Below are 20,439 nucleotides of genomic sequence, written 5' to 3' on the forward strand. Positions count from 1 at the left end.
TCACTAAACCAGTTGTTGTACCGTTTTAGATTCGATTTCGTTGACTTTGACAAATTAAGTAAATTAGCATTGGACCACCGACAATCATCAAAATAGCATTGGCTGGAATTTCTAAAGGAGGCTGTATCACTCGTCCTAATAAATCAGCCACTAACAATAGCCATGCACCAATAACTGTAGAAAACGGAATAAGTACTCTGTAATTGCCCCCAACTAGCTTTCTAACCACATGTGGCACAATAATACCTAAAAAGGCTAGTTGTCCAACAATCGCAACAGTTGCACTTGCTAAAAATACTGCTAATAAACCAGTTAACCATCTGTAACGATCAATATTAAAACCGATACTTCGCGCTTGTACGTCATCTAAATTTAGTAAATTCAATTTAGGGGACAATAGTAATGTTAATATTAATCCCAATAATGCTGATACTGCTAATATGTATACGTCGCTCCATATTTTCATTGTTAAGCCTTGAGGAATTTTCATTAAAGGGTTTTGAGTTAAAATTTCTAAAACACCATTTAATAATACGAATAACGCAACGCCTACTAATATCATACTTACAGCATTGAATCTAAATTTAGAATGCAACAATATAATTATTAAAAATGGTATTAAACCTCCAATAAAACTTAATAATGGTAAGTAAAAGTACAATTGTGGAATAAACAACATACAAAGTGCTCTCATTATAAGTGCACCTGATGAAACGCCAATGATATTCGCCTCTGCCAAAGGATTTTGTAGTGCTGCTTGTAATAATGCTCCAGAAACTGCTAACATTGCGCCAACCATCAATGCAATTAATATACGTGGCAATCGCAAATCAATGATTGAATCCACTGCTTCATTGCTACCAGTTGTAAATTTTGTAATTAGGTCATTAAATGACAATTTAATTGTACCGGTTACAAACGAAATATAAGCCGTTGCGATTAAAATGACTAACAAACATAAAAATAGTAGTCTCTTTTTATTTTTTATCATCATATCAACTCGCTATTTTTTATCCTTATAAAATAAATCATACAATTGAGTCATTGCCTTATCAGCATCAACATTTGCTGTAATACCGAATGGCACTTCCTCTAAGTCATAAACATGATTATTTTTCACAGCTTTAAAATGTTTCCAAATATCATTTTGTTTAAATTCTTTTTGAAACATTTTCTTAACTTCTTCAGGCATTCCGTGTGGTAATCTTAAAATAATATCTGGATTGATATTCAATAAATTTTCAGTATTAGACGAAATATATTGACGATCTTTCACTTTAATAACATTTTCTCCACCTGCTATTTTAACTAAATCACCAATATATGATTTATCAGTTGCTACTAAATAGCTACCAGGTACACCCATTAATATTAATACTTTGGGATGTTTCTTTTGTTTAGCTGCTTTATTTTCAATTTTTTGCTTTACAGAATTTAAATGGTCATTTAATTCTTTTGCTTGTGCTTTACGATTAAATTGATCACCTAATTGTGTAATCGACTTTTGCATCCCTTTTAAACTATCAAAATCATAAAAGTAGCCTTTCATATTTAATTGTTTGTAAAATGGTTGCATTTCATCTTTAATCGTTGACACACTCAAAACATGTGTTGGTTTTAACTTTTTAACAGCTTCAACATTCGGCTCCATTGGTTGACCAATTTCCGGTACATCTTTATAACGATTAGGCAATGTCTTATATGACGTGGGTTTGCCGACAATTGGTAAATCCAATTTGTCCAATGTCATTGTCAATGCAACAGTTGTTGGTACGATTCTGAATTCGCCGGATTTAGTTGATTCTTGAGAACTGGAAGATTGACAGCTGGTTAAGATAACGACGCTTATCACTAAAATGGTTAAATACTTTATGATTCTCAAACTTGGTTACCTCTCTTTCTGCTGTATAAATGTGCCGAAATAAGTAAAATGGTTGCTAACACAATGCCAGCTGCAAATAACATATATTGCTTTTTATGATTTGGTTCATCAAGTTCTTTAATATCACTAGATAATTGACTACTATTCTTGCTATCATCATCTCTATTAAAAGCTGGTAACGCTTTTTCTTTTTCAACTACTTTTTTCTTTTCCTTTTTTGATTTTTCATCTTTATGTTTCGGTTGCTCTTTGTGATTATTTTCAACCTTTTTTACTGTTGGAGGGCTATTTTCAACTTTTAATGTACCTGATGCTTTAGGTCGCTCATTTTCAATCTTTTTATTACTGTCTTGTTGCACTTTATCTTTTTGTACAGGAATATCATTTAATCCTTTTTCAGTAAAAAGGCTAGTACGTCTTTCCTTAATGTCTGATTTTTGACTATCTTTTTTGTCATCAATATCTTTTTTAAGCTGATCTTGATTATTTTCTTGATTTTGATGTTTTGAAGGCACTTCTTTTGCATCATCATGTTGTACTTTTTTCTCTTTAAAATGAATAGAATACACCATTTCTTTGTTATCTAGATCTTTCTTTTCAGCCAACGTTTTAACATGCATATTGATTTTATCCATATGCTGTTCAATTAAAATTCTTACTATTGTGTCATCCTTTTCATCTTTTATAAAAAAAGGAAATTCTTCATTTTTGTCATTTTGAAAAACAAGTTGTTCTTTATCAATTTGACCTTTTAGCTTTACTTGTAAGTAAATTTTACCAGTCATATCTGAAATCAATTGCGCCTTTTCATCAACTAGTTGTTGTTCCTCAGTTACATTTTTATTTTCTTGATTAAAAATTAGTAACTCTAACGCTTTATTCTCTTTTATCTTTTCATTAAAAATTGATGAAGTTAATTCTGTTTTATCTTTTGCTTCAGGTTGATTAAATTTGGCTGATGGATATTTTATCTCATCAGCCAACACGCTACCAATCATTGTTGTATATGTAAGTATACCTAAGCTAATAATAGCTATAATAGATTTTGTAGCAATTTGTTTAACATTTCTCATTATTCCACATTGCCTTTAGATTTTTTTCTAACAAACAATGTGATTGCGATTAATAATGCTAAGGATGCAACTGGTATTGCATATATATATGCAGGTGTACCAGCATTTGTTTGTGGATTTTCTACTTTGTCTTTATTCGAACTGTTAGATTCACTTTGACCAGTAGTCGCTCCATCAGATCCTTTGTCACTACCTGAAGCAGAATTTTTATCATCTTTACCTGGTGCATTAGCACCTGCTACATCAGTTGGTCCATTAAATTTATATGTAATATTGTAATGATGGTCATATTTGAATGGCTTACCATTTACTTTTTCATCGATATAAACGTCAATTTTTCCATCTATTTTACCGTTCAACTTACTTACTTCAAATTCAGAAGTTCGTTCATCTTTGGCAGTATTTTTACTAATAATTTTTTCTTTATGCCCTTCTATACTCATTCCTGTAATCCAATGACTGTGGTTTACAGTTATTTGAACATACAATTTACCATTTTTCTTAATGTACTTTGCCGGTTTATTAAAATAGTCATTAGCAATCGACGTGTCATTGGTATTGTATTTGTAAACCTCATAATTCAAAGTGCCGCTATCCGCGGCATTTGCAGAATTACTGAATGTCGCGATGATGATAATTAATGCTAAAATCGTTGTATTAAAAACTTTTAAAATATTTTTCAAAACATAATCCTCCTTTTTATGATTGCTTTTAAGTCTTTACTGAAATCATAAATAATAATGATTATCATTGTCAATATTTATTTTATAATCAATTTATTATTGTTATACGAAAATAGATGTGCTAGTATAATTGATAACCATTATCAATTGCAATGGTTAATCATCTCATATAACAACACATAATTTGTATCCTTAGGAGGAAAACAACATGACAAAACATTATTTAAACAGTAAGTATCAATCAGAACAACGTTCATCAGCTATGAAAAAGATTACAATGGGTACAGCATCTATCATTTTAGGTTCCCTTGTATACATAGGCGCAGACAGCCAACAAGTAAATGCGGCAACAGAAGCTACGAACGCAACTAATAATCAAAACGCACAAGTTTCTCAAGCAACATCACAACCAATTAATTTCCAAGTGCAAAAAGATGGCTCTTCAGAGAAGTCACACATGGATGACTATATGCAACACCCTGGTAAAGTAATTAAACAAAATAATAAATATTATTTCCAAGCTGTATTAAACAACGCATCATTCTGGAAAGAATACAAATTTTACAATGCAAACAATCAAGAATTAGCAACAACTGTTGTTAACGATGATAAAAAAGCTGACACTAGAACAATCAATGTTGCTGTTGAACCTGGGTATAAGAGTTTAACTACTAAAGTACATATTGTCGTGCCACAAATTAATTACAATCATAGATATACTACGCATTTAGAATTTGAAAAAGCAATTCCTACATTAGCTGACGCAGCAAAACCAAACAATGTTAAACCGGTTCAACCAAAACCTGCTCAACCTAAAACACCTACTGAGCAAACTAAACCAGTTCAACCTAAAGTTGAAAAAGTTAAACCTACTGTAACTACAACAAGCAAAGTTGAAGACAATCACTCTACTAAAGTTGTAAGTACTGATACAACAAAAGATCAAACTAAAACACAAACTGCTCATACAGTTAAAACAGCACAAACAGCTCAAGAACAAAATAAAGTTCAAACACCTGTTAAAGATGTTGCAACAGCGAAATCTGAAAGCAACAATCAAGCTGTAAGTGACAATAAATCACAACAAACTAACAAAGTTACAAAACAAAACGAAGTTCATAAACAAGGACCTTCAAAAGATTCTAAAGCTAAAGAATTACCTAAAACTGGTTTAACTTCAGTTGATAACTTTATTAGCACAGTTGCCTTCGCAACACTTGCCCTTTTAGGTTCATTATCTTTGTTACTTTTCAAAAGAAAAGAATCTAAATAAATCATCGTCACACTCATAACTTAATATATTTTTTATTTTAAATTTTATTTAACCTATGTCATAGATATTCCATATTCTATAACATAGGTTTTTTTTATAAAATAACGTTGCAATTAACTACCATTTCAATGTACAATACAAGTAATCAATTGATAATGATTATCAGTTGATAATATACAATTAGGAGTTGTTTCTACAACATGAACAAACAGCAAAAAGAATTTAAATCATTTTATTCAATTAGAAAGTCATCAATAGGCGTTGCATCTGTAGCGATTAGTACACTTTTATTATTAATGTCAAATGGCGAAGCACAAGCAGCTGAAGAAACAGGTGGTACAAATACAGAAGCACAACCAAAAACTGAAGCAGTTGCAAGTCCATCAACAACAACTGAAAAAGCTCCAGAAGCTAAACCAGTAGCCAATGCTGTCTCAGTATCTAATAAAGAAGTTGAGGCCCCTACTTCTGAAACAAAAGAAGCTAAAGAAGTTAAAGCCCCTAAGGAAACAAAAGAAGTTAAACCAGCAGCAAAAGCCGATAACAATACATATCCTATTTTGAATCAGGAACTAAGAGAAGCGATTAAAAACCCTGCAATAAAAGATAAAGATCATAGCGCACCAAACTCTCGTCCAATTGATTTTGAAATGAAAAAAGAAAACGGTGAGCAACAATTTTATCATTATGCAAGCTCTGTTAAACCAGCTAGAGTTATTTTCACTGATTCAAAACCAGAAATAGAATTAGGTTTACAATCAGGTCAATTTTGGAGAAAATTTGAAGTTTATGAAGGTGACAAAAAGTTACCAATTAAATTAGTATCATACGATACTGTTAAAGATTATGCTTACATTCGCTTCTCTGTTTCAAATGGAACAAAAGCCGTTAAAATTGTAAGTTCAACTCACTTCAATAACAAAGAAGAAAAATACGATTACACATTAATGGAATTCGCACAACCAATTTATAACAGTGCAGATAAATTCAAAACTGAAGAAGATTATAAAGCTGAAAAATTATTAGCGCCATATAAAAAAGCGAAAACACTAGAAAGACAAGTTTATGAATTAAATAAAATTCAAGATAAACTTCCTGAAAAATTGAAAGCTGAATACAAGAAGAAATTAGAAGAGACGAAAAAAGCTTTAGATGAACAAGTGAAATCCGCAATAACTGAATTCCAAAATGTACAACCAACAAATGAAAAAATGACTGATTTACAAGATACAAAATATGTTGTTTATGAAAGTGTTGAGAATAACGAATCTATGATGGATACTTTTGTTAAACACCCTATTAAAACAGGTATGCTTAACGGCAAAAAATATATGGTAATGGAAACTACTAATGACGATTACTGGAAAGATTTCATGGTTGAAGGTCAACGTGTTAGAACAATTAGCAAAGATGCTAAAAATAACACTAGAACGATTATTTTCCCATATGTTGAAGGTAAAACTCTATATGATGCAATCGTTAAAGTTCATGTAAAAACTATTGATTATGATGGACAATACCATGTAAGAATCGTTGATAAAGAAGCATTTACAAAAGCCAATGCCGATAAATCTAACAAAAAAGAACAACAAGATAACTCAGCTAAGAAGGAAACTACTCCAGCTAAGCCTAGCAAACCAACACCATCACCTGTTGAAAAAGAATCACAAAAACAAGACAGCCAAAAAGATGACAATACACAATCACCAAGTGTTGAAAAAGAAAATGACTCATCTAGTGAGTCAGGTAAAGACAAAACGCCTGCTACAAAACCAGCTAAAGCTGAAGTAGAATCAAGTAGTACAACTCCAACCAAGGTAGTATCTACGACTCAAAATGTTGCAAAACCAACAACTGCTTCATCAGAAACAACAAAAGATGTTGTTCAAACTTCAGCAGGTTCTAGCGAAGCAAAAGATAGTGCTCCATTACAAAAAGCAAACATTAAAAACACAAATGATGGACACACTCAAAGCCAAAACAATAAAAATACACAAGAAAATAAAGCAAAATCATTACCACAAACTGGTGAAGAATCAAATAAAGATATGACATTACCATTAATGGTATTATTAGCTTTAAGTAGCATCGTTGCATTCGTATTACCTAGAAAACGTAAAAACTAATTAATCGTCTTTATATTTAATTATTAAATTAACAAATTTTAATTGGTGGATGAGGTAGCCTGTTACCTCGTCCGCCAATTATTTTTTGCAATATAAAAAGTCCCACTTAAAACAATCATTTTAAGCGGGACTTTTTATATTGAGTAACTAAAATTATTTAGCTGCTACTTCTTCGCCATTGTAAGAACCACAGTTTTTACATACACGGTGTGATAATTTGTATTCGCCACAGTTTGGGCATTCAGTCATACCTGGTACTGAAATTTTGAAATGCGTACGACGTTTGTTTTTTCTAGTTTTAGAAGTTCTTCTTTTTGGTACTGCCATGATATATCCTCCTTAGATTATAAACGAAAAATACTAAATGTTAGTTTAATTAACAACATTATATCATTAATTAAACTACTTATTGCTCTTTATCATATAATTGTTGTAATTTTTGAAGCCTTGGATCAACTTGTCGTGATTCTGAATCATCTTGTTCTTGCTGTTTAGCAAGCTCATCTAATTGATCCTCATCGATTACTTCCCAACCATTACCTACTGTCAACATTTGGTCACTTTGCTCTGAATAAGCTCTCATTGGTTTCTCAATAATAACTATATCCTCGACAATATCATGAAGATTAACCATACCATCTTTAATAATGTGATAGTGTTCATCTACATCATCTTGATCATCGTTATACTGATTGTACCCTTCTAAATCAAATACTTCTGTAGTAGTTACATCTAGTGGGACTTTAACTGGTACAAGAGTACGTGCACAAGGCATTGTATACGTACCAGTAATGTGAATATCCGCAACGACTTCTGTTGACTTAATGGTTAACTGACCTTGGATTGTAATTGGAGATAAATCAATTAAATCTAATGATTCTTTTAAATTGTCAAAACTCACCGTTTGATCAAATTCAAATGGCTTACCTTGATATTTCCTTAATTGCGTAATTGACCATTTCATATGGCTTCACCTCTAACAAGCACAAAATTTATTTTAACTTTCTAAGAACAAGTTGTCAAGATTTTTTCTTAACATATCATGTTCTGTTACAATATTAATAATGAATACCGAAAGGACGAATTGCAAATGAAAAGCGTTGGCTTAATCACAGAATATAATCCCTTTCATAATGGGCATCAATATCATATTAATCAATCTAAAAAACTTACAAATGCTGACATTACTATTGCAATAATGAGTGGTAACTTTGTCATGCGTGGCGAACCAGCAATCTATAATAAGTTTACTCGTGCAAAAATGGCATTATCAACAGCTGATTTAGTTATCGAACTACCAGCAACTGCCAGTTTATCATCTGGCGATCATTTTGCCGAACTAGCAGTTAAAGTCGCAGATTATATGAGTGTCGATACAATTGCATTTGGTAGTGAAAATAATGATATCAAAACATTAAAGCAATTAGCTCACAGCATTAATGAAATTGAACAATCCGAATCCTTTTCACAAAAAGTAAAAGAAGGTAAAAGCTACCCTCGTATCATTAGCGAATTATTAGAGCATCATGAAGCACTAGCAAGTCCTAACAACATACTTGGTATTAGTTATCTGAAAGCAATTGCTAAACATGCTAAAAACATCAATGCAATTTCTATTAAACGAGAAAATGCTCAACATCATGATTCATTAATTCAACACCATCAGTTTGCAAGTGGTACATCTATTAGAACATCAATCATTAGTCAAGATGATCATTGGCATCATGTGGTACCTAAAGATATTCAACACCTGTACGTAACACCTCATATAACATTAAATCAAATATTTCCATATTTGAAATATCAAATCATTGCTATGACTACAGAGTCATTAAAGAATATTTATACTGTTACTGAAGGTTTTGAAAATCGTTTAAAATCTAACATTAATGAAGCAACTGATTTTCATCATTTTGTAAAATCACTAAAAACAAAGCGTTATACATATACGCATATCCAAAGACTGTTAATGAATGTATTATTAAACATTAAACCTACAGATGTTACGAGAAACATTCACGCAGTTAAAGTATTAGCGATGAACGACCGTGGCAGACAATATTTAAAGCATTTAAAAACAGCGTTCCCAGAAAGACAATATATAACCAATATTAACAAAAGCAATGCACATTACTTCACAAATGAAATCAAAGCAACACACATATACAATGCAATAAGCGGGCAACAACAAACAGATTTCAACACGCCTGTCATACAGCAATATCGTTAACAAATGAAAACAGTATTTTAGGATTGTAAACCATGATAAACCTAAAATACTGTTATTTTTATTACTTAAATTTCTTCTTCAATGCCTTTTCAACATAAGGTGGAACGAATTCAGAAATATCTGCTCGATAAGCTGCAACTTCTTTAACAATACTTGAACTTATAAATGAATAATTAGTACTAGACATCATATATAACGTTTCAATTTCATTGTTCAACTTTTTATTCATTGAAGTTAAGCGTAATTCATATTCAAAATCACTGACTGCTCTTAAACCACGTATGATTGTTTTAGCTCCTACTTGTTCACAATAATCGACTAGTAAACCACTAAATTGATGAACCTTGACATTAGGTAAATGTTTAACAGATTGTTCAATTAAATCCATACGCTCTTCTAAACTAAACGTACCTTCTTTTTTACTATTTTTAAGAACACAGACATGAATTTCATCAAATCTATCTGTACTTCTCTCAATAATGTCTAAATGACCATAAGTAATGGGGTCAAAACTACCCGGAATGACCGCTATTGTATGTTCCATGCTATTCTCCCTTTTCTAATAACAATGTGTCTGTCAACCCATAATGGTAACGTTTAATCATATTAAACGGTTGATAGTCTATTTCTTCATGATTGCTAAATTCACAAACGATGATACCATTTTCTTTCAATAAATTAAACTCTGAAATTAGTTTTAAAGCTTTATCAATGAGACCTTTATTATAAGGTGGATCTAAGAAAATGACATCAAATTGAATATCACGTTTTGACAATGCTTTTAAAGCTCTATCTGCATTATTTTTATAAACTTCAGATTGTGCCTCTAAATCCAAATTCGAAAGATTTGATTTAATAACTTTTACAGCTTTAAAATTTTGATCAACAAAGATAACCTTATCCATACCTCGAGAGAGTGCTTCTATTCCAAGCGCCCCGCTTCCTGCAAATAAATCTAAACCTATACCTGACACATCATATAAACTATTAAAGATACCTTCTTTAACTTTATCCATAGTTGGTCTCGTATTACGGCCTTCCATACTTTCTAAAGCTTTACTTTTATGTTTACCTGCAATGACGCGCATGTTGTTCACACTTCCAATTCATTTAGTTATTTAATATAATTTATTGAGAAAAAGGAGAATGATAAACCAATGAAACAAACATTTATTACACTTGGTGAAGGTCTAACAGATTTGTTCGAATTCATGACGATGATTGAATATAACCATCAACGTATTGATAAAATTATCTATTTTCATTCACCACAAGCTGAAAATAAAAAGTCATCTGTAGCAATCATTATGAACCCTACAACTGGCAATCATTTCCAAGCATTTTATATCATGATTAACGCTATTAAATATCCATATCCAGATTCAAATAAAAAGTTTCAAATGATTAATGATTGTGCTGAAAAATTCGACATACCAATTTTAGGTATCGATGTACAGCCCCCTCAAGCATTTCATGATTTATCGTTATATTATAATTATTTAATTAGTGTGTTAAGGCTCCAAAAATGGATACCAGAACTTCAATAATATTAATTATATATTTCGTGTTTCTCTTTTTCGTAAGTTTTCTTTAAGTATTTATATGGTGAGCCATCAATGTGTCTAACGTATTTAAGTTGCATTAGTTTATGTACAATTTGATCAACATCTTGCTCATTCACATACATAATTACAAATTTACGATCTCTATTTGAATGAACGATATGTCCATATTTTCGGATTTGTCGTTCATGTTTCATATGTTTTAAATAAACTACAATACTAGTTCTTGGGATTAAATTCATTTAAACCTCACTCCATTTATTTTCAGCATTAATCATATCATGTCTTTATTAATTTTAAAATATTAAGCTACCTTAATTATGTCTTATGTAATTGCTCGATAAATGTATTTAGATTATATTAAACATCATTATATTAATTCAATTCTCAAAAGCATCACTATATGATTAACCACACATTTCGCTGTAGTCAGAACTATGAATTTGTTAAGCTATAAAAGTAAACGAGGAGGAATTTTTTATGAAAAAAGTAAACAGAAACATTTTAAATGCGGTACTAGTCGGTGCTGGATTTGTAAGTAGTTTGTTTATGATAAATAAAAATAAAGTGATTACTAAAAAACAAACCATCCCTGCTTTTTTCAAAGGCAATGCACCATATATATTTGCGCATCGCGGTGGTATGGCTTTAAGACCAGAGCAAACGCAACTTGCATTTGACTATGCTAAACAATTAGGCGTTGATGGCTTTGAAACAGATGTGAGACTCACAAAAGATCAACAGCTTATCGTTTTTCATGACGCAACTGTCGATAGAACGACGAACGGCTCTGGAAAAGTTAGTGCCCATACATTAGCAGAATTAAAGAAATTAGACGCAGCTTATCACTTCAAAGATATAAATGGACTAACACCATATCGTGGTCATGCACACACAGCTATACTAACCTTCGATGAGTTGCTGAAGCAATATCCTGATATGTATATAAACGTAGACTTAAAAGATGCTCCTGAATCCTATGAAGGCTCAATCGCACCACAAATTATGTTTGATACAATTGCAGAAAATCAAGCATTTGACCGTGTTCTTGTGACAAGTTTTTATAAAGAACAAATCGTACGTTTTAATAAAATTGCACAAGGATCTGTTGCAATTGGTGCTAGCCAACAGGAAGTTACAGAGGCATTTTTAAAATATCATTTATTAGGTGGTAGGTACTACCAACCATTAGCACAAACGTTCCAAATGCCTACTCATTTTAAAGGCATTGATTTGACTTCATCTCGTTTTATCAAATGGTTAAATGATATGAATGTCATTCCAGGCTATTATGGCGTAAATAGTATAGATCTGATGAATGATTTATACCAAAAAGGTGCACACACGATTGTGACAGATCGACCAGATTTAGCACAACAATTCAAACAAACAATAAACAAAAAACAATAAACAAAAAACAATAAACAAAAACATCGAGTCAGATGCTAGTTAATGGTTTCAATAACCATCTTTTTCTGACTCGATGTTTTTTATAATGAACAATTACAGGATCCGCCCGTCGCACAACCACTATGTGATGTTTGAAAGAATGGATTACCTGTTTCTATTTTGACATGTTCTGAAACAGCGTACGCAATTTTCGTAACAACTTCATCAATTAAATGTTGAAGTGCCATTTCCCTAGCTTTGTAATGCATCACAACGTCAAGCATCTCATATGCTCTTTTGCGTTGTCTTGTCTCTAACATGACTTTCTTATAATCAGGATGATATTTCCCGAAACGCATTACTTCATCATATTTCTCTTTTGATTTTAAAAATGATTGATAAAGTAAATGTGCTTCGTCATTGTTTTCGAGCGCCTGTTTAGCTTGCTCAAATGATGCATAAATATCTGATGCAACTATCATATCAGCTAGTTCATCAATATCATCTAATATCGCTAGTGAAGCTTCATTAATCATAAATACCCCTCATTGTTATTTTTCTAAGAAAATTAGTGAATAATAATCTCTCATTACATCTCCACCCATCTCATCGTATTTTGAATTTAATAGACGAGATCGATGTATATCTGAATTCATCCAACTATGGATTAATGTTGGTACATCATTAAACGCATAACCAACATTTTGAGCAGTTGTTTTATAAGTAACGTGATTTTTATCTAATTGCCCTCTTAATGCGTCCTCTGTAAATTCAACACTATCAGAACCATTAGAGGTCGCTTCATATAAGTTATTAGATGCAATATGTGCTAAATCGCTATTGATTTTCAATGGTTTTAATCCTTTTAATTTTCTCATTTCATTCGTTACTTCATAAAGAGAAATTAATTGATTTGGATTTTGCTCAGCTGGACGCTTATTATGCTCTTCTGACGTAGAATTAGAATTTAATTGATAAGGTTCAATATCTGCTAACATTTCTTTTGTTAAAAATCGTACACTTAGCACCTTTTTCGATTGTTGATCAGAATACACTTGTGCATATATGTTGCCATATTTAATCAGTGTTTGTGTTTTTAAATCTTCATCTGAAAGTTCAAATTCATATTTTTTACCATCTACTTTAAAGGACGGTTCTGGATTAATACTTGTATGATTAAAAATTTCTGCAGAATGTTGTCCTATTTTTAACGGACTAACATTTACTTTTTCACCTGTAGCATACACTGAAACGATTTCTTCACGTTTAGTTGAAACAATGTAATAACTGTTTTTGTCTTTAAATACATAATTTTTGTAACCATCTCTAAAAGGGTAGACACGATCTGCTTGTCCAAATTTAGAAGTAAGCACTTTAATATCTTTACCTACCCATGTACCAACACCTTCTTTAGGCTTTGGATTTTCAGCATGGTTATTTGATTTATTCACCTGTTCAGATCTATTTACTTTATTACCTTTATTCGGGTTCTCTAATACATCAAATTTTAATCTCGGTGAATAAAAAAGATATATTAAAAATCCAACTAAAAATAATACACCGACGACTCTTATAATTAACTTTTTCATCAATCAACCACCTAAAAAGTATTAATACTATTGTAAAAAACAACACATTAATTAGCAAGTTTTCAACACTGACTGTGTCATTTCGATGAAACAAAATCATCTTCAGGCATAATGTTAACATCATAAAGATTTTCCCTACACTCTATATCATAACCTATCTTTATGTTTTCAGGTTGAATTTCATTATTAGGATTAAAATATGTATAAAAAAATGGACAGTTAAGGTATCAAATGAATACCATCAACTGTCCGACTATTCTTCAACAAAAAACCTGATAAAACAAATTGCCTTATCAGATTAGTATCATTTGTATAAGCGTATTAATGACCAAATGTTGCTTTAATCAGTGATGTCGTTTCTCCACCTGGATATAATACATATAATAATAAGTAAACTGCTACACCTGTAATTGCAGTACAGAACCATATAACTGAAGCGAATGGCCCAAATTTGCGGTGTACATTATATTTATCTTTAAATGCTGTAATAATTTGAACTAGACCTAGAATACCACCAATTGTTGCTAAATTAATGTGGAAAAATAAGAAAATCGTATAATATTTCTTAATTGATGCTGGTCCGCCAAATGCTGTATTACCGATAAAAATCGTTCTACTTGCATAGATTAAGAAAAAAGTTAAAGCAAAAATAGCTGCAGCTAACATAACATTTTTGTGCTTATTTATTTCCCTTTTCCAAATAAGTCTCCAACCAATGGCAATTAAAATTGCACTTATGACAATACATGTCGTACTAATCGTTGGTAAAATTGGAACGCCCATATTTTTCATCCTAACTTAATTAATCTAGATCAAAGTAAGTAATGAAACAATCACAGCTAACACGAAAAAGATCACTAAATAATTTAGTGAATATATAAACATTTGTGTTGCCCATTTTGTTTGATCTGAATTTTTCTTAAATGTTGTTAAACCTAATGCAATCCATCCTAAATTTAATAATGTAGCTAACACTATGAATACGATACCTAAATTTATTAGTAATAAAGGTACTGGCAATAAAATAATCAACCAGACAAACATACTGACACGTGTACGTTTAAAGCCCTTAACTGATGGTAACATTGGAATATTTGCAAGTGCATATTCATCTTTACGTTTAATAGCTAAGGCATAAAAATGAATTGGTTGCCAACAAAATACAACTAAAAACAGCGCAATCGCTGTTAAACTAATTTGGCCTTCAATTGCAACCCATCCAATTAGTGGTGGTACTGCTCCAGGAAAACTCCCAATCACTGTGTTCCATGTTGTATGTCTTTTAGACCATATTGAGTAATAAGACACATAACCTACAATCCCCATAAGACCAAGTACGCCTGATGGTATATTCAATAAAAACAAACAAATTTCTCCAACTAACATCATACCAAAACTTAATAGTAATAAATTTTGATCTGTAATTCTATTATTTACAGTTGGTCTATTTTGTTTACTAGGCATAATACGATCAATATCTTGGTCGTAATAATTATTTAACGCACATGCGCCACCCATAATTAAAGTAGATCCTAATAGCATTAATAAAATTTGAGGTATTGATGATAAGAAGGAATGATTTGTCATTACAACTGCTAGCCATGCGCCCGCAAAAGCCGGAATTAAGTTACCTTGAACAAGTCCCATTTTAATTATCTGTTGCAATTCTTTGAAGTTAACTCTGCTAATATTTTGTGACAAAGTATGCTCTTTGCTCATAATCCCCCTCCTTAAATTTGTTCATATAAGATTATGATATCTTAGATTGCATAAAAAGACTAGGTTTAATAAAATTAAATTGTGACAAATTAACGACAAGAGAAAATGTCAATTTTGTGACACAAATAACATTTAATTTATTGCTATAATGTATATGTTAGAAAATTTTAATAAGTAGAATCATGCATCTAAAAGAGATTAATATTTAAGCTTCAAATTTGAGTAAACGTGGATTACATAATTATCCCAATAAAAAAATCATTACGATTAAGTTCTTTTTATGTCGTCCACTTACAATACTTGTAAAATTAAATCATATTTCCTGCGTTGGATCCCATCTTTTCATATCCTACAATCAGGTCAATTTATAGTATCATCTCAAATCCGGCTATTAATTCTAATTCTCAGTGATGCGTTTTTTTATGATGGGGTGTATAAATTGTTTGGCAAAAATAATTTAAAATGGTTAGGTGTCGTAGCAACGTTAATGATGACATTTGTACAACTTGGTGGTGCCTTAGTTACCAAAACCGGATCAGCTGATGGTTGTGGTTCTTCTTGGCCACTATGTCATGGTGCGTTGATTCCAGAATTCTTTCCTATTGATACGATTATTGAGTTAAGTCATAGAGCCGTTTCAGCTTTGTCTTTATTAATGGTCTTATGGTTAGTTATCACTGCATGGAAACATATAGGCTATATTAAAGAAATTAAACCTTTATCAATCATTAGTGTTGGATTCTTATTATTGCAAGCATTAATCGGAGCTGCTGCTGTTATTTGGCAACAAAACGATTACGTTTTAGCATTGCACTTTGGTATATCATTAATCAGTTTCTCATCTGTATTTTTAATAACATTAATTATTTTCTCTATAGATCAAAAATATGAAGCTGACGAATTATATATCAAAAAGCCATTAAGACGTTTAACATGGTTAATGGCAATCATCATTTATTGTGGTGTTTACACTGGTGCACTAGTGAGACATGCGGATGCAAGTTTAGCATATGGTGGTTGGCCATTGCCATTCCACGATCTTGTACCACATTCAGAACAAGATTGGGTTCAACTCACGCATCGTATCATGGCTTTTATAGTGTTTACGATTATTATGATTACTTATATTCACGCTATTAAAAATTATCCAAATAACCGTACTGTTCATTATGGTTATACAGCTGCATTTATACTTGTTATATTACAAGTTATCACAGGTGCATTGTCTATTATGACAAATGTTAACTTGATAATCGCACTATTCCATGCATTATTTATCACTTATTTATTTGGTATGACAACATACTTTATCATGCTAATGTTACGATCAGTAAGAAGTGACAAGCAATAACAAAAAAGCAAACCTAAGCCTAAGACAAGTAAAAACGAGATTACACGTCAATTGTTGTGTAATCTCGTTTTATTTTAATCATTCTAGTCAGTTGCTTTTTCAATTTCGATCAATAAATCGCCTGTCGCTATTGTGTCACCATTATTTACAGTTACTTGTTTAATCACACCGTCAAATGGTGCTTGAATTGTTGTTTCCATTTTCATAGCTTCAGTAATTAGCAACGGCTGATTAGCTTTCACTGTTTCACCTACACTAACCTTGACTTCAGTTACTGAACCTGGCATTTGCGCACCGATATGACTTGGATTACTTTTATCTGCTTTTGGCTTAACGTTCGCGTTTGTATGCACATTTTCATCTTTAATATAAATACGTCTCGCTTGACCATTCATCGCATAGTAAATCGTTCTATTACCATTTTCATCTGGTTCACTAATCGTTTCTAGTTTAATAATTAATCGTTTACCTTTATCGATTTCGATTTCTACTGTTTCACCATTACGCATTCCAAAGAAGAATGTAGGCGTATCAAGTAACGATAAGTTTCCATATTGATTTCTAGTTTGAATATATTGTTCATATACTTTTGGATATAATACATAACTAATAATATCTTGCTCCGTAACAGGACCTTGTTGCTCTTCTTCAAGCAACTCACGGACTTTTTCAAAATCAACTGGCTCTAAATATTCACCTGGACGAGCTGTTAATGCTTCTTGGCCTTTTAAAATAACCGCTTGTAAATCTTCATTAAAACCATTTACAGGTTGTCCTATTTCACCTTTGAAGAACGACACTACTGATTCTGGGAAATCTAATTTATAGCCATCTGTAATCACGGATTGTTCATCAAGATCATTTTGTACCATATAAAGTGCCATATCACCAACTACTTTAGACGATGGCGTTACTTTTACGATATCACCAAATAAGAAGTTCACTCTGCGATACATATCTTTGACGTCATCAAATCTTTCGCCTAAACCTAAACTTTTAGCTTGTTGACTTAAATTCGAATACTGTCCACCAGGCATTTCATGTTGATAAATTTCAGTATTCGGTGATTTGATATCACTTTCAAAGTCTGAATAATAAGTACGTACAGTTGACCAATAATGACTAAGTGACTCCATACCTTCAATATCAGTTCTAAGGTGACGTGGGAAGCCATTTAATGCATAATATAACGAATTGGCGCTTGGCTGACTTGTTAAACCACTCATTGAAGCAACAGCAGTATCAATGATATCGACACCAGCATCTATTGCTTGTTTGTACGTTAATAAACCATTACCACTTGTATCATGAGTGTGAAGATGGATTGGTAAATCTACAGCTGCTTTTAACTCACCAATCAATTCGTAAGCAGCTTTAGGTTTTAATAAGCCTGCCATATCTTTAATCGCTAAAATATGGAAACCTTCACGTTCTAACTCTTTAGCTAGTTTGACATAATACTCTAAAGTATAAATGTTTGATCGCTCAGGATTTAAAATGTCACCTGTATAACAAATAGTACCTTCTGAGATTTTGCCCGCTTCTTGTACTGCTTCATTGGCAACTTTCATTTGATCTACCCAGTTTAATGAATCGAAAATTCTAAAGACATCTATGCCTGCTTTAGCACTTTCTTGTACGAATTTATGAATAACATTATCAGGATAGTTTTTATAACCAACTGCGTTTGAAGCACGTAACAACATTTGGAATAATACATTTGGAATAGCTTTACGTAGACGTTCAAGTCGTTCCCATGGGTTTTCCTTCAAGAAATTATATGCCACATCAAATGTAGCACCGCCCCACATTTCTAGTGAGAAACCATCTTTAAATACGTCCGCTGTTTTGGATGCGATATTAATCATATCCTTAGTTCTAACTCGTGTAGCTAATAATGATTGGTGTGCATCTCTAAAGGTTGTATCTGTTAGTAAGACATCATCCTGCTTTTTAACCCATTCAGCTACACCTTTTGGACCTACTTCATCAAGCAATTGTTTCGTACCACTAAATGAAGCGATTTTACTTGAAGATACAGTTGGAATTGATGCTAATTCATAGTCTGGTTTCGGACGTTTCTCAACATTTGGGAAACCATTAATTGTTACATTACCTATATATTCTAATGTTTTAGTACCTCTATCTAGAGACGGCTGAATGTCGAAAAGTTCTGGTGTTTCTTCAATAAATTTAGTTGTGTAATCACCACTTGTGAACTTTTTATTCTTCATTACATTAATTAAGAATGGAATATTAGTTTTAACACCACGAATACGCATTTCTCGTAATGAACGTACCATTTTTTCTTCTGCTTGTTTAAATGATATCGCATGTGTAGATAATTTTACGAGTAATGAATCATAATAAGGTGATATCTCAGCACCTTGGAAACCATCTCCAGCATCAAGACGTACACCAAAGCCACCGCTTGAACGATAAGCAATGATTGTTCCAGTATCTGGCATGAAATCATTTAACGGATCTTCTGTTGTAATACGACATTGGATGGCATAGCCCAATGTTGTAATATCTTTTTGTTGCGGCATATTAATCTCTTCACCAAATAAATCGGCACCTGCTGCAACTAAAATTTGTGTCTTAACAATATCAATTCCTGTTACCATCTCTGTAATTGTATGCTCTACTTGTACACGAGGGTTAACTTCTATAAAGAAGAATTCGTCACCAGATACTAGAAACTCAACAGTACCTGCATTGACATATTTAATATTTTCCATCAATTGAATTGCAGCATCACAAATACGTTGACGTAATGTTGGTGATAATCCAACTGATGGTGCAACTTCTACAACTTTTTGATGACGACGTTGTACTGAACAATCACGTTCAAATAGATGTACGATATTTCCATGTTCGTCACCTATGACTTGTACTTCAATATGCTTTGGATTATCAATGTATCTTTCTATGTAAACTTCACTATTACCAAATGATTTTTCTGCTTCTGATTTTGCTCTATGGAAAGCATCTTCTAATTCACTTTCTTCACGAACGATTCTCATACCTTTACCGCCGCCACCACTTGTGGCTTTAATCATTAGCGGGAAACCAGCTTCTTCTGCAAATTCTTTTGCTAATTCATATGATTTAATTGGACCGTCTGTACCAGGAATAACTGGTAAATCTGCCTTGATAGCCGTTGTACGAGCTTTAACTTTATCTCCAAACATATCTAAATGTTCTAAATGAGGACCAATAAATTTAATTCCTTCTTCTGCACAACGACGCGCAAATTGTTCATTTTCACTTAAAAATCCATAGCCAGGATGAATCGCATCCACATTCGCTTGTTTTGCTACATCAATGATACGCTCAATATTTAAATAACTTTCAGCAGGACCTAAATCACTTCCAACTAAATAGGATTCATCTGCTTTATATCTATGTAATGAACTTTTGTCTTCATTCGAATAAATTGCAACTGTGCTGATGTCTAATTCTGCTGCCGCTCTGAATATACGAATTGCAATTTCTCCACGGTTAGCAACAAGTAACTTTTTTATTTGTTTCAATAGCGATACACTCCTCAAACTATTAG

The 20,439-nt window shown here is 32.1% G+C and carries 20 protein-coding genes; 6 read left to right on the top strand and 14 right to left on the bottom strand.

The features are described 5' to 3' along the window. Positions 1-25 precede the first annotated feature (25 nt). From isdF to isdC, 4 genes are read right to left on the bottom strand one after another with little or no spacing between them, the layout of a single operon-like run. Positions 26-991 carry a hemin ABC transporter permease protein IsdF gene (gene isdF / locus ACXQH5_RS06180; protein WP_000594547.1) on the bottom strand — a complete coding sequence of 322 codons (966 nt, stop codon included), beginning with the start codon at positions 989-991 and terminating at the stop codon, positions 26-28. Positions 992-1,003: 12 nt separating this feature from the next. Then, positions 1,004-1,882, bottom strand: a complete 879-nt coding sequence (isdE, locus tag ACXQH5_RS06185; RefSeq protein ID WP_001220199.1) for a heme ABC transporter substrate-binding protein IsdE — start codon at positions 1,880-1,882, stop codon at positions 1,004-1,006. Beyond that, positions 1,879-2,955 (bottom strand): iron-regulated surface determinant protein IsdD, encoded by a 1,077-nt coding sequence (isdD, locus tag ACXQH5_RS06190; protein ID WP_001823678.1) that lies wholly within the window; start codon positions 2,953-2,955, stop codon positions 1,879-1,881. The genes isdE and isdD overlap by 4 nt, the downstream gene beginning before the upstream one ends. Beyond that, positions 2,955-3,638, bottom strand: a complete 684-nt coding sequence (gene isdC, locus ACXQH5_RS06195) for a heme uptake protein IsdC (protein WP_000789815.1) — start codon at positions 3,636-3,638, stop codon at positions 2,955-2,957. The genes isdD and isdC overlap by 1 nt, the downstream gene beginning before the upstream one ends. 208 nt (positions 3,639-3,846) lie before the next feature. Between isdC and isdA the strand changes: the two genes are divergently transcribed. Both isdA and isdB read left to right on the top strand, forming a co-directional pair. Next, positions 3,847-4,911, top strand: coding sequence for an LPXTG-anchored heme-scavenging protein IsdA (gene isdA / locus ACXQH5_RS06200; RefSeq protein WP_000160840.1), 1,065 nt, complete (start codon positions 3,847-3,849; stop codon positions 4,909-4,911). Positions 4,912-5,111: 200 nt separating this feature from the next. After that, complete coding sequence (gene isdB / locus ACXQH5_RS06205) at positions 5,112-7,037, top strand: heme uptake protein IsdB (RefSeq protein WP_001041562.1); 1,926 nt, start codon at positions 5,112-5,114, stop codon at positions 7,035-7,037. 153 nt (positions 7,038-7,190) lie between these two features. On the opposite strand, the gene rpmF is transcribed toward isdB, so the two are convergent. Both rpmF and ACXQH5_RS06215 read right to left on the bottom strand, forming a co-directional pair. Then, positions 7,191-7,364 (bottom strand): 50S ribosomal protein L32, encoded by a 174-nt coding sequence (gene rpmF / locus ACXQH5_RS06210; RefSeq protein ID WP_000290472.1) that lies wholly within the window; start codon positions 7,362-7,364, stop codon positions 7,191-7,193. 79 nt (positions 7,365-7,443) lie between these two features. Then, the gene (locus ACXQH5_RS06215; RefSeq protein WP_000872155.1) at positions 7,444-8,001 is read right to left on the bottom strand and encodes a YceD family protein; all 558 of its coding nucleotides are present in this window, start codon (positions 7,999-8,001) and stop codon (positions 7,444-7,446) included. 126 nt (positions 8,002-8,127) lie between these two features. Between ACXQH5_RS06215 and ACXQH5_RS06220 the strand changes: the two genes are divergently transcribed. Next, positions 8,128-9,267, top strand: a complete 1,140-nt coding sequence (locus tag ACXQH5_RS06220; RefSeq protein ID WP_000843597.1) for a nucleotidyltransferase — start codon at positions 8,128-8,130, stop codon at positions 9,265-9,267. Positions 9,268-9,328: 61 nt separating this feature from the next. Here the strand turns inward: ACXQH5_RS06220 and coaD are convergent, their stop codons facing one another. Continuing rightward, positions 9,329-9,811, bottom strand: a complete 483-nt coding sequence (coaD, locus tag ACXQH5_RS06225; protein WP_000401377.1) for a pantetheine-phosphate adenylyltransferase — start codon at positions 9,809-9,811, stop codon at positions 9,329-9,331. Between the two features lies 1 nt (position 9,812). After that, positions 9,813-10,355, bottom strand: a complete 543-nt coding sequence (rsmD, locus tag ACXQH5_RS06230) for a 16S rRNA (guanine(966)-N(2))-methyltransferase RsmD (RefSeq protein WP_001263802.1) — start codon at positions 10,353-10,355, stop codon at positions 9,813-9,815. 69 nt (positions 10,356-10,424) lie between these two features. Here rsmD and ACXQH5_RS06235 point away from each other — a divergent pair, with 69 nt between their 5' ends. Then, positions 10,425-10,814 carry a DUF7147 family protein gene (locus ACXQH5_RS06235; RefSeq protein ID WP_000814565.1) on the top strand — a complete coding sequence of 130 codons (390 nt, stop codon included), beginning with the start codon at positions 10,425-10,427 and terminating at the stop codon, positions 10,812-10,814. A 2-nt stretch (positions 10,815-10,816) separates the two neighbouring features. Here the strand turns inward: ACXQH5_RS06235 and ACXQH5_RS06240 are convergent, their stop codons facing one another. Then, positions 10,817-11,071 carry a YlbG family protein gene (locus ACXQH5_RS06240; protein ID WP_001049150.1) on the bottom strand — a complete coding sequence of 85 codons (255 nt, stop codon included), beginning with the start codon at positions 11,069-11,071 and terminating at the stop codon, positions 10,817-10,819. Positions 11,072-11,309: 238 nt separating this feature from the next. Here ACXQH5_RS06240 and ACXQH5_RS06245 point away from each other — a divergent pair, with 238 nt between their 5' ends. Then, a complete protein-coding gene (locus ACXQH5_RS06245) occupies positions 11,310-12,239 on the top strand; it encodes a glycerophosphodiester phosphodiesterase (RefSeq protein ID WP_000757578.1) in 930 nt (309 codons plus the stop codon). A gap of 80 nt (positions 12,240-12,319) precedes the next feature. Here ACXQH5_RS06245 and ACXQH5_RS06250 read toward each other — a convergent pair whose 3' ends face one another. From ACXQH5_RS06250 to cyoE, 4 genes are all read right to left on the bottom strand, one after another. After that, positions 12,320-12,754, bottom strand: a complete 435-nt coding sequence (locus ACXQH5_RS06250) for a YlbF family regulator (RefSeq protein WP_000606480.1) — start codon at positions 12,752-12,754, stop codon at positions 12,320-12,322. 15 nt (positions 12,755-12,769) lie between these two features. Beyond that, a complete protein-coding gene (locus ACXQH5_RS06255) occupies positions 12,770-13,807 on the bottom strand; it encodes a CAP-associated domain-containing protein (protein WP_000733412.1) in 1,038 nt (345 codons plus the stop codon). A gap of 321 nt (positions 13,808-14,128) precedes the next feature. Further along, the gene (locus ACXQH5_RS06260) at positions 14,129-14,590 is read right to left on the bottom strand and encodes a DUF420 domain-containing protein (RefSeq protein WP_000538764.1); all 462 of its coding nucleotides are present in this window, start codon (positions 14,588-14,590) and stop codon (positions 14,129-14,131) included. Between the two features lie 24 nt (positions 14,591-14,614). Next, complete coding sequence (gene cyoE / locus ACXQH5_RS06265; protein ID WP_000031404.1) at positions 14,615-15,526, bottom strand: heme o synthase; 912 nt, start codon at positions 15,524-15,526, stop codon at positions 14,615-14,617. Positions 15,527-15,965: 439 nt separating this feature from the next. On the opposite strand from cyoE, the gene ACXQH5_RS06270 reads away from it, so the two are divergent. Beyond that, positions 15,966-16,877, top strand: coding sequence for a COX15/CtaA family protein (locus tag ACXQH5_RS06270; protein ID WP_000467197.1), 912 nt, complete (start codon positions 15,966-15,968; stop codon positions 16,875-16,877). A gap of 83 nt (positions 16,878-16,960) precedes the next feature. Here the strand turns inward: ACXQH5_RS06270 and ACXQH5_RS06275 are convergent, their stop codons facing one another. Beyond that, positions 16,961-20,413, bottom strand: a complete 3,453-nt coding sequence (locus tag ACXQH5_RS06275; protein ID WP_000809507.1) for a pyruvate carboxylase — start codon at positions 20,411-20,413, stop codon at positions 16,961-16,963. Positions 20,414-20,439 lie beyond the last annotated feature (26 nt).

This window comes from Staphylococcus sp. SA22 (genome assembly GCF_054165785.1).

Coding starts and splice junctions, on each gene's coding strand:
- isdF (WP_000594547.1), bottom strand. CDS start 991: ATGATAAAAAATAAAAAGAGACTACTATTTTTATGTTTGTTAGTCATT.
- isdD (WP_001823678.1), bottom strand. CDS start 2,955: ATGAGAAATGTTAAACAAATTGCTACAAAATCTATTATAGCTATTATT.
- isdA (WP_000160840.1), top strand. CDS start 3,847: ATGACAAAACATTATTTAAACAGTAAGTATCAATCAGAACAACGTTCA.
- isdB (WP_001041562.1), top strand. CDS start 5,112: ATGAACAAACAGCAAAAAGAATTTAAATCATTTTATTCAATTAGAAAG.
- rpmF (WP_000290472.1), bottom strand. CDS start 7,364: ATGGCAGTACCAAAAAGAAGAACTTCTAAAACTAGAAAAAACAAACGT.
- ACXQH5_RS06215 (WP_000872155.1), bottom strand. CDS start 8,001: ATGAAATGGTCAATTACGCAATTAAGGAAATATCAAGGTAAGCCATTT.
- ACXQH5_RS06220 (WP_000843597.1), top strand. CDS start 8,128: ATGAAAAGCGTTGGCTTAATCACAGAATATAATCCCTTTCATAATGGG.
- coaD (WP_000401377.1), bottom strand. CDS start 9,811: ATGGAACATACAATAGCGGTCATTCCGGGTAGTTTTGACCCCATTACT.
- rsmD (WP_001263802.1), bottom strand. CDS start 10,355: ATGCGCGTCATTGCAGGTAAACATAAAAGTAAAGCTTTAGAAAGTATG.
- ACXQH5_RS06235 (WP_000814565.1), top strand. CDS start 10,425: ATGAAACAAACATTTATTACACTTGGTGAAGGTCTAACAGATTTGTTC.
- ACXQH5_RS06240 (WP_001049150.1), bottom strand. CDS start 11,071: ATGAATTTAATCCCAAGAACTAGTATTGTAGTTTATTTAAAACATATG.
- ACXQH5_RS06245 (WP_000757578.1), top strand. CDS start 11,310: ATGAAAAAAGTAAACAGAAACATTTTAAATGCGGTACTAGTCGGTGCT.
- ACXQH5_RS06250 (WP_000606480.1), bottom strand. CDS start 12,754: ATGATTAATGAAGCTTCACTAGCGATATTAGATGATATTGATGAACTA.
- ACXQH5_RS06255 (WP_000733412.1), bottom strand. CDS start 13,807: ATGAAAAAGTTAATTATAAGAGTCGTCGGTGTATTATTTTTAGTTGGA.
- ACXQH5_RS06260 (WP_000538764.1), bottom strand. CDS start 14,590: ATGGGCGTTCCAATTTTACCAACGATTAGTACGACATGTATTGTCATA.
- cyoE (WP_000031404.1), bottom strand. CDS start 15,526: ATGAGCAAAGAGCATACTTTGTCACAAAATATTAGCAGAGTTAACTTC.